The sequence below is a fragment of the Acrocarpospora sp. B8E8 genome (assembly GCF_039871605.1).
Lineage (GTDB): Bacteria > Actinomycetota > Actinomycetes > Streptosporangiales > Streptosporangiaceae > Acrocarpospora > Acrocarpospora macrocephala.
Genome location: NZ_JBDPLV010000073.1, coordinates 40,797 through 50,887, shown reverse-complemented (window position 1 = coordinate 50,887; position 10,091 = coordinate 40,797). Strand labels below are relative to the sequence as shown.

General features: G+C 72.6%; 2 protein-coding genes (1 of these 2 only partly in view). One reads left to right on the top strand and one right to left on the bottom strand.

Annotation, left to right across the window (positions count from 1 at the left end; genetic code table 11):
- The first annotated feature begins 186 nt into the window (after positions 1–186).
- Positions 187–672, top strand: coding sequence for a hypothetical protein (locus ABGB08_RS44345; RefSeq protein ID WP_347603552.1), 486 nt, complete (start codon positions 187–189; stop codon positions 670–672).
- Between the two features lie 229 nt (positions 673–901).
- On the opposite strand, the gene ABGB08_RS44340 is transcribed toward ABGB08_RS44345, so the two are convergent.
- Positions 902–10,091, bottom strand: partial view of a type I polyketide synthase gene (locus ABGB08_RS44340; protein ID WP_347603550.1) — the final stretch only. Its footprint extends 19,034 nt past the window's final position; the window shows 9,190 of its 28,224 coding nt (coding positions 19,035–28,224); the start codon falls outside the window, past its right edge; it ends in the stop codon at positions 902–904.

Below are 10,091 nucleotides of genomic sequence, written 5' to 3'. Positions count from 1 at the left end.
CGTGGCGGCCACCCATGCCCACCGCCGTCCCCTGACACCCGTCGCCGTCCCGGGTCCGCCTCGCACGGCACCCGGCGATAGCGCATGCCCGCCGCCATCACTCACCGTGAGCTACGTGGTTGTTTACGACGACAGGTTGCCGTGATTTCCCATTGCATGGCTGGCGCGCCTTCTGCGGGACTCGCGTTGCTGCGCAACAGCTCTCTCACCGAGCAGTGGGAACTCGCTGTGAGCTCATGCCTGGCCGTCTTGTGCCTCCGCATTGACGGCCAGCCGACCGGTTTCACGGCCCAGCAGATGGTAACCGAGTACCTCGCGGTCGAACATAATCCGGCGCTCGTGATGTTCAACACCCATCTGGGGCTCACGGTCCTTGATCTCCTACCCGACGGTGACGACCCTGCCCCCGTCATTGACCGACTGATGTCCACGGCTACCGGGGTTGGCGGCGCGAACGGGGCACGCGAATCTCTTGCCCATCCCAGGTTCTTGAATGGACTGCCTGGCGGACAAGCAGCAGAACTCATGGAGATCGTAAAGTCATCCACACTTGGCCAGTCCGTACTCTCCCCCGAGTCGCGGACCCGCCTCCTTGCATCGGTGGAGATCAGTGAGGTCGCTGCGATGCGACAGCTTGAGATCGCGCGCCTGGGTGCCATGCAGACGCCATAGGTCATGCACCAAATCGCAATTGACAACCGCGTCAGAGAATTCATTGACCGCATCGACGTAGTCGTACTTAAAGCCTAATTGTGGAGGAGCAATGGTGCGGACTTCTGTCCGACGAGGCCCCAAACCAGGAGAAATGGCAGGTCAAATGGGAGCAAAGGTGGTGGGGCGCCAGAGATTCGAACCCTGAACCTACGGATTAAAAGTCGCAAGAGCTTATGCCGGACCCCACCTATCGGTCGCCGTCGAGGGCCGCGCGCACCAGTTCCTCAAGTCCCATCGAATCGAGCGCGTCGCTGGCGTCCTCCTCGCTGGTCGCCGTCGCAGGGTCATCGGTCAGGTGCAGCAGCGCGTCCAGCACACCGATCTCCCGCAGCCGGGCCATGGACAGCGACGCGAACAGCGCCCGGACCCGCGCCTCCTCCTCGTCGACACCCGAGATCCCGGCCGTCTCCGGCACCAGTTGGGCGATCAGGTGACCGGCGAGGGCCTCGGGAGTCGGGTAGTCGAAGACGAGCGTGGGTGGCAGCTTCAGCGCCGTCGCCGCCATGAGCCGGTTGCGCAGCTCGATCGCGCTGAGCGAGTCGAACCCGAGGTCCCGGAACGCCTGGTCGGCGCCGATCGCCCGCCGGGAGGCATGCCCGAGGACCATCGCGATCTGGTCGCCCAGCAGGTCGAGCACCACGCCAGGCCGTTCGGTGCCGGGCAGACCGGCCAGCCTGTCCCGCAGTGCGGACACCGGCTGCTCGTTCACCAAGCCGTTCAGCTCCCGGTAATGCGGCATCTCACGCAGCAACCGGCTGGGCCGGCCCGCGGTGTACGACCGGACGAACCTCTCGTGATCGATGTCGGCGACCACCCCGACCGGTTCGCCGCCCGCGACGAGGCCGCTCAGGGCGGAGACGGCCAGCGCGGGGTCCATCGGCCGCACGCCCATGCGCCGGGACGCCTCCTGCGCCGCGGCCACGTCCGCCATGCCGCCGCCGGCCCAGGCGCCCCACGCCACCGAGGTGGCCGCGAGCCCGCGCTCGCGCCGCCGCTCGGCCAGCGCGTCAAGCACCGCGTTGGCGGCGGCGTAGTTGCCCTGGCCCAGACTGCCGAGCGTGCCGGCGGCGGACGAGAACAGCACGAACACCGGCAGATCCAGATCCTGGGTCAGCTCGTCCAGCACCACCGCCGAACTCACCTTGGCGCGGAACACCGTCTCGAACCGCTCGTGGGTCAGACCGTCCACCACGCCGTCGTCGAGCACGCCCGCGGCGTGCACCACCGCGGTGAGCGGGAACTCCGCCGGAATGCCGGCCAGCACGGCGGCCAGCGCGCCCCGGTCGGCCGCGTCACATGCGGCCACGGTCACCTGGGCTCCCAGCCCTGCCAGCTCGTCCCGCAACTCGGCGGCGCCGTCGGCGTCCATCCCCCGCCGGCTGACCAGCAGCAGGTGCTCGGCGCCGTTCCCGGCCAGCCAGCGGGCCAGGTGCCCGCCAAGCGCACCGGTGCCACCGGTGATCAGTACGGTCCCCCGCGGCTCCCACTCGCCGGTCCGGCCGGGAAGACCCTGCACGAGCCGCCGGACGTAGGCGCCAGAAGGCCGGATGGCGACCTGATCCTCACCTGACACCCCGGACAGCACACTCGCCAACCGTCGCACCGCGCCACGATCGACGCTGTCTGGCAGATCGATCAGGCCGCCCCACCGCTGCGGCTGCTCCAGCGCGGCAACCCGGCCGAGGCCCCAGACGGCGGCCTGCGCGGGGCTGCCCAGCACATCGCCGGGACCGGCCGCGACCGCGCCTCGGGTGAGGCACCACAGCGGCGCGTCGACACCGGCATCGCCCAGCGCCTGGAGGAGGAGCGTCGTCAGGACGAGCCCGGTGGGCACTCCCGCGTCAGCAGAGGATTCCCGCAGAGCCAGCAGCGACACCACTCCGCGGTACGGCGCGGCCGCGGCGTGTGCGCGCAGGCGCTCGGCCAGGGCGGCCCGGTCTTCGGGCATCCCGGTGAGGCCGGGCAGCTCCAGGCGTACGACGTCCGCGCCCAGGGCTCCGATCACCGCGTCCGTCCAGGCGTCCGCCGCCTGTTCCTCGGGAAGCACGACCAGCCAGGGGCCGGTCGCCGCGGTCCGGCCGGGCGTCTCCGCGTCGGCGAGGGGCTGCCAGGCGATCCGGTACCGCCAGCCGTCGATGGCGGACCTTGGTGCCCCCTCGCCGTGCCACGACGACAGCGCCGGCGCGGGCCAGAAACGCTCGTGCTGGAACGCGTACGTCGGCAGGTCCACGGGCCTGGCACCGGTGCCGGCGAAGACGGCGGTCCAGTCCGGGCTCATCCCGTGCACGTGCAGCTGGGCGAGTGCCGTGACGAGCGCCTCGTGCTCGTCGCGGTGCCTGCGCAGCAGGGGGGTCAACTCGACCTCGGCCTCCGGGGGGAGTGCGTCGCCGGCCATCGCGGTCAGCGTGCCGTCGGGGCCGATCTCGACGTAGCGGGTCACCCCGGCCTCGTGCGCCGAGCGGATCCCGTCGGCGAACCGGACGGTCCTGCGCACGTGCTCCACCCAGTAGCCGGGCGAGCACAGCTCATCCGTGGCGAGTGCGCCGGTCACGTTCGAGATCACGGGGATGCGCGGCGGCGCGTAGGCGAGCCGTTCGGCGACCACCCGGAAGTCCTCCAGCATCGGATCCATCAACGGCGAATGGAACGCATGCGACACCCTTAGCCGCCGGGTCTTGTGGCCCCGCTCCGCCAGCGCGCCCGCCACGTCGAGCACCGCGGGCTCGACTCCCGCGATCACCACCGACTCCGGGCCGTTGACCGCGGCGAGGGAGACCTCGTGCTCGCGCCCGGCCAGGAGTCCCGCGACCTCCTCCTCGGCGGCCTGGACGGCGACCATCGCGCCACCGGCGGGGAGCCGTTGCATGAGCGCGCCCCGGGCCGCCACCAGCGCACAGGCGTCTTCGAGTGACAGCACACCCGCGACGTGCGCCGCGGCCAGCTCGCCGACCGAGTGCCCGATCAGCACGTCAGGGGTGAGATGCCAGGACTCGAGCAGGCGGAACAGGGCCACCTCGACGGCGAACAGCGCCGGCTGGGTCCATCCGGTCTGGTCGAGCAGCCCGGCCTCGGGCGCGTCCGCCGAGGCGAACAAGATCTCCCGCAGCGGCCGGTCCAGCCGCACGTCCAGATGTGCCAGCACGGCGTCGAGCGCGTCGGCGAAAACCGGGAACCGGTCGTAGAGCTCGCGGCCCATCCCGACCCGCTGGGCGCCCTGGCCGGTGAACAGGAACGCCGTCTTGCCCGGTCGTCCCGCCCGGCCCTCGATCACGTGGGGCGCCGGGCTGCCGTCCGCCGCCGCGGTCAGGCCGTCCACCAGCTCCGCGCGGCTCCCGGCCAGTACGGCGAGCCGCTGCCGGAAGCTCGACCGGGTGGTGGCCAGGGCGAACGCGAGATCGGCCAGGCCGGCATCGGGGTGCTCGGCGAGATGGTCGAGCAGGCGTCGCGCCTGCGCCCGCACCGCGTCCGGGGTATTGGCCGACAGCGGGACCGGCAGGAGGCCCGGACCCGATGCCAGCGGTACGGCGACCGGTTCGGCGGGATGTGCCGCCTCGATGATCACATGGGAGTTCGTGCCGGTGGCTCCGAAGGACGAGATCCCGGCCCGGCGCGGGCGGCCGGCGTCCGGCCACGGCCTGGCCTCGGTCAGCAGCTCCACCGCGCCGGCCGACCAGTCCACATGCGACGACGGTTCGTGCGCGTGCAGCGTCTTCGGCGCGACACCGTGCCTGATCGCCATCACCATCTTGATCACTCCGGCGACTCCCGCCGCCGCCTGCGTGTGTCCGATGTTGGACTTGACCGACCCGAGCAGCACCGGTCGCTCGCGGTTCTGGCCGTACGTCTCCAGCAGGGCCTGGGCCTCGATCGGGTCGCCCAGCTTCGTACCCGTGCCGTGCGCCTCCACCACGTCCACGTCCGAGGGGGCGAGACCGGCGGCGGCGAGGGCACGGTGGATCACCCGGCGCTGCGAGGGACCGCTCGGCGCGGTGAATCCGTTGGACGCGCCGTCCTGGTTGACGGCGGAACCGCGCAGGATCGCGAGCACGCGATGGCCGTTGCGCCGGGCGTCCGACAGCCGTTCGACCACGAGCATGCCGACGCCCTCCGCCCAGCCCGTGCCGTCGGCGGCGTCGGAGAACGCCTTGCACCGGCCGTCCTGGGACAGCGCCCCCAGCTCACCGAACTCGACGAACCCCACCGGGGTGGACATCACGGTGACCCCGCCCGCGAGGGCCAGCGAGCACTCACCGGACCGCAGCGCCTGGGCCGCCAGATGCAACGCCACCAGCGACGAGGAGCAGGCGGTGTCCACGGTCACCGCCGGCCCCACCAGGCCGAAGGCGTAGGACAGCCGGCCGGAGATCACGCTGGCCGCCTGCGCCGTCTGCGCGTGGCCCGGATGGTCGCGGGGCGGTTGGTAGTCGCCGCTGGTGGCGCCGACGTAGACGCCCACGTCGCCGCCCCGCAGGCCGGCCGGGTCGACACCGGCGCGTTCGAGCGCCTCCCAGGCCGCCTCGAGGACCAGCCGCTGCTGCGGGTCCATCACCATCGCCTCGCGGGGCGAGATGCCGAAGAAGCCGGGGTCGAAGTCGGCGACGTCGTAGAGGAACCCGCCTCCGGCCGCCGCGCTGCGGCCGCGCCCGTCAGAGCCGCCGCCGGACAGGACGGCGAGATCCCAGTGCCGGTCCACGGGGAACGGGCCGATCGCGTCCACCCCGTCGCCGACCAGCCGCCACAGGTCCTCCGGCGAGCGTACGCCGCCCGGATACCGGCAGCTCATGCCGACGATGACGATCGGGTCGTCGGAGCGCACAGCCGGCACCGCCCCGCTCTCCTCGCGCGGGCCCTCCTCGCCGAGCAGCTGTCCCACCAGGTGTTTGGCGAGTTCCTCCGGGGTCGGATGGTCGAAGACGAGCGTGGCCGGCAGGGCGAGCCCGGTCGCGGCCTTGAGCTGGTTGCGCAGGTCGACCGCGGTGAGCGAGTCGAACCCGAAGTCCCGGAAGGCCCGGCTGGCCTCGATCGCGCCGCCGTCCGCGTGCCCGAGAACCGCGGCCGCCCTGGTCGTCACCAGGTCGAGGACGAGCCCGGTGCGCTCAGCGGCGGGCAGCCCGAGCAGACGTTCCCGGAGCGCGGGCTCGCCGTCGCGGGTGCCGCCGTCCGCCGCCATCGCCTGCTTGGCCTGCGGCAGCTCGTCCAGCAGCGGGGTCGGGCGCAGCGCGAGGAAGGCCGGGGTGAACAGGTCCCAGGCCACGTCGGCGACCGTCACCGCGCTCTCTCCGCTCGCGACGACCCGGCCCAGGGCGCTGAGCGCGAGCTCCGGCGCCAGGGCGGGCAGCCCGTTCAGCCGCAGGTGCAGGTCCATTCCCTTATCGGTGGTCACGCCGCTGGCCGCCCATGCCGACCAGGACACGGTCGTCCCCGCTGCACCTCGCGCGCGGCGCGCCTCGACCAGCGCGTTCCTGACCTCCTCCGCGGCGGCCGCGACCGCACGGCCGGCGACGCCCCAGACGCCGGACAGCGAGCAGAACACGACGAACGCGTCCAGTTCCCAGTCCGCCAGCAGGGAGTTGAGGTTCGCCGCGCCCGCGACGTGCGCCACGGCGGCCGCGGCCAGGTCCGCAGGCTCGGTTCCGTCCAAGGGGGCGGCGGCCGGTGGTTCGTCGGCGTAAATGACCGCGTCCGGCGGGTACTCCACGAGCAGTGCGGCCATAGCCTCCCGATCCGCCGGGTCGCAGTGCCTGATGGTCACGCGGGAATCCGTGTCCGCGTGTTCCGCCAAGCCGGGGTGGCCGGCCAGCACGGAATCCGTATCCGCGGGCCCCACCGAGTCAGGACGCCCGGCCAGCACCACCCGCTCGGCGCCCGCGTTGACCAGCCATCGCGCGATGCGCTCGCCGGCGATTCCCGTGTCCCCGGCGACCAGCACCGTACCGCGTGGCCGCCAGATCCGGCCGGCATCCCCTGCCGGGGCCGGGACGAGCCGACGGCCGAACACTCCGGAGGCGCGCAAGGCGATCTCGCTCTCTCCGTCAGGTCCGCCGGCCAGCGTCGCGGCCAGCCGGGCGACGGCTCGCTGGTCGATCGTCTCCGGCAGGTCGATCATGCCGCCCCAGCGCCGCGGCTGCTCCAGCGCGGCCACCCGGCCAAGGCCCCACACGGCGGCCTGTCCCGGGTTCGGCGGCGAATCGGAGCGGCCCACGGACACCGCGCCTCGGGTGAGACACCACAGCGGCGCGTGCACGCCGGCGTCGCCCAACGCCTGCACGAGCGCGGCCGTCAACGCCATCCCGGACAGATCGCTACTATCCGCCTCGGGCAGATCGCCGCCATCCATCCCGGACAGGTCGCCCGTGTTCGTCGCGGCGAGCGCCAGCAGGGAGATCACGCCGACCGGCGCCCATCCGTCCGCGTCCGGCTCGCCAAGTAGTTCGGTGAGCCGCGCGGCCAACCTCGCGCGGTCGGCATGCGTGACGTCGAAACGCACCAGCGCATCGGGATCCACCAGGGCGGCGCCCACAGCGTCGAGCGCCTCCACCCACCGCCCATCCTCAAACCGGCCAGCCGGAACAGCCACCAGCCACCTCCCGGACAGGCGACCGGATGGCGGGGCGGTCAAGGGCTTCCACGCCACCCGGTATCGCCAGGAGTCCACGATCGTGCGCTCCCGGCGCGAGCGGCGCCAAGTGGACAGCGCTGGCACCACCGTCGAGAGCGAGTCCGCCTCCAGCTCCAGCGTGGCCGCCACCGACGCCAGGTCGGCACGCTCGACCGCGGCCCAGAACTCGGCGTCCACCGCGTCCTGCGCCAGGCCGGCCGGGGCGACGGCCTCCGGCCAGAACCGCCGCCGCTGGAAGGCGTACGTGGGCAGGTCGACCCGGCGTGCGCCGTATCCGGTGAAGAGGGATCCCCAGTCCACCGGCAGCCCGTGGACATGGAGCCGGGCCAGCGCGGCCACGACCGACTCCTCCTCGCCACGGTCCTTCCGCAGCACCTGCACTACCAGCGTCCCGGCCTCGGTGCCGTCACCCGCGAGGCAGTGCTGCGTCATCGCGGACAGCACGCCGTCCGGGCCGAGCTCGATGAACGTGCTCACTCCCTTGCCGCGCAAGGTGCGCACGCAGTCGGCGAAGCGGACCGCCTGCCGGACGTGGTCGACCCAGTAGTCGGGTGAGCAGATCCGCTCGACGGCGGCCGGCTCGCCCGTCAGATTGGAGACGAGCGGGATGGCCGGCGGCGAGAACCGCAGCCCTCGGACGGCTTGCCGGAATTCCTCCAGCATGGGGTCCATCAGGGGGGAGTGGAAGGCGTGGCTGACGGTCAGCCTGGTGGTCTTACGCCCCAGTGCCGCGAACCGGGCGGCGATCTCGGTGACCGCCTCCTCCGCGCCCGCGACCACCACGGCCGACGGCCCGTTGACCGCGGCGATCGACACCTCGTGCTCGCGCCCGGCGAGCATCGGGCGTACCTCGTCCTCGGTGGCCTGTACGGAGACCATCGCGCCCCCGGCCGGTAGCGCCTGCATCAGGCGGCCCCGGGCGGCGACCAGGGTGCACGCGTCCGCCAGCGTCAGCACACCGGCGACGTGCGCCGCGGCGATCTCGCCGATCGAGTGCCCGGCCACCAGGTCAGGCCGCAGCCCCCACGACTCCGCCAGGCGGAACAGGGCCACCTCGATCGCGAACAGCGCGGGCTGCGTCCACTGCGTCTGGTCGATCAGCTCCGCCTCGGGCGAGCCCGCTTCGGCGAACAGGATCGTCCGCAGCGGGCGGTCCAGCTCGACGTCGAGCTGCGCGAGCACCGCGTCCAGCGCCTGTGCGAACACCGGGAACCGGTCATACAGCTCCCGGCCCATACCAGGGCGCTGGGCGCCCTGACCGGTGAACAGCATCGCCGACCCGCCCGCGACGACGGCGGCCTCGCCACGCGCGATCTCCGCCACTCCGTCGGCGCCGGCCAGCAGCACCGCGCGGTGCCGGAACATCGACCTGCTCGTCAGCGAGTAGCCGACGTCCACCGGGTCGAGGTCGCGCGTGGCGGCCAGGACCTGCTCGACCTGGGCTCGCAGCGCCTCCTGGGTGCGGCCGGAGACGACCCACGGCACGACCGCGGGAGCCTTCCGATCCCCGGATCGCCGCTCGTCGGACTGCTCTTCCGGGGGCGCCTGCTCGATGATGACGTGGGCGTTGGTGCCGCTGATCCCGAAGGCGGAGACGCCGGCCCGCAGCGGCCGGCCGTTCCGCGACCACTCCCGGGGCTCGGTCAGCGGCTCGACGGCCCCGGACGTCCAGTCCACATGCGACGACGGCACCTCGAGGTGCAACGTCTTGGGCAGCATGCCGTGCCGCATGGCGAGCACCATCTTGATCACACCGGCGGCGCCCGCCGCCGCCTGCGTGTGGCCGAGGTTGGACTTGATCGACCCCAGCCACAGCGGGTGATCCCGCTCCTGGCCGTAGGTCGCGAGCAGGGCCTGGGCCTCGATCGGGTCGCCGAGCGCCGTGCCGGTGCCGTGCGCCTCGACCGCGTCGACCTCGGCCGGTGACAGCCCCGCCGCGGCCAGCGCCTGCCGGATCACCCGCTGCTGCGACGGGCCGTTCGGCGCGGTGAGACCGTTGGACGCGCCGTCCTGGTTGATCGCCGACCCGCGTACGACGGCGAGGATCGGATGGCCGTTGTTCCTGGCGTCCGACAGGCGTTCGAGCACGAACATGCCGACCCCTTCGGACCAGCCCGTGCCGTCCGCCGTGTCGGAGAACGCCTTGCACCGCCCGTCGGGGGCCAGACCCCCCTGGACGCTGAACTCGACGAACGAGTCCGGGCTCGACATCACCGACACGCCGCCCACGAGCGCCAGCGAGCATTCGCCGCCGCGCAGGGCCTGCGTGGCCCAGTGCAGGGCGACCAGGGAGGACGAGCACGCGGTGTCGACGGTGATGGCGGGGCCCTCAAGACCCAGCGTGTACGACAGCCGCCCGGAGATGACGCTCGCGGTGGTACCGGTGGCCACGTGGCCCTGCACATCCGCGTCAGAGCCCTTGAGCACGGCGACGTAGTCCTGGCCGTTGGTGCCCACGAAGACTCCGGCGTCGCGGCCGCGCAGACCCGCGGGGTCGATGCCGGCCCGTTCCAGCGCCTCCCAGGACGCCTCGAGCACCAGCCGCTGCTGCGGGTCCATCGCCAGCGCCTCGCGTGGGGAGATCCCGAAGAACTCGGCGTCGAACTCGGTCGCGTCCTTGAGGAACCCGCCCACGCTCGCGGACGACATCCCTGCCGCGAGCGCCTGCAGGTCCCATCCCCGGTCGTCGGGGAAGGAGGAGATGACGTCCCCACCGTCCACCAGCAGCCGCCACAGATCCTCGGGGGAGCTCACCCCG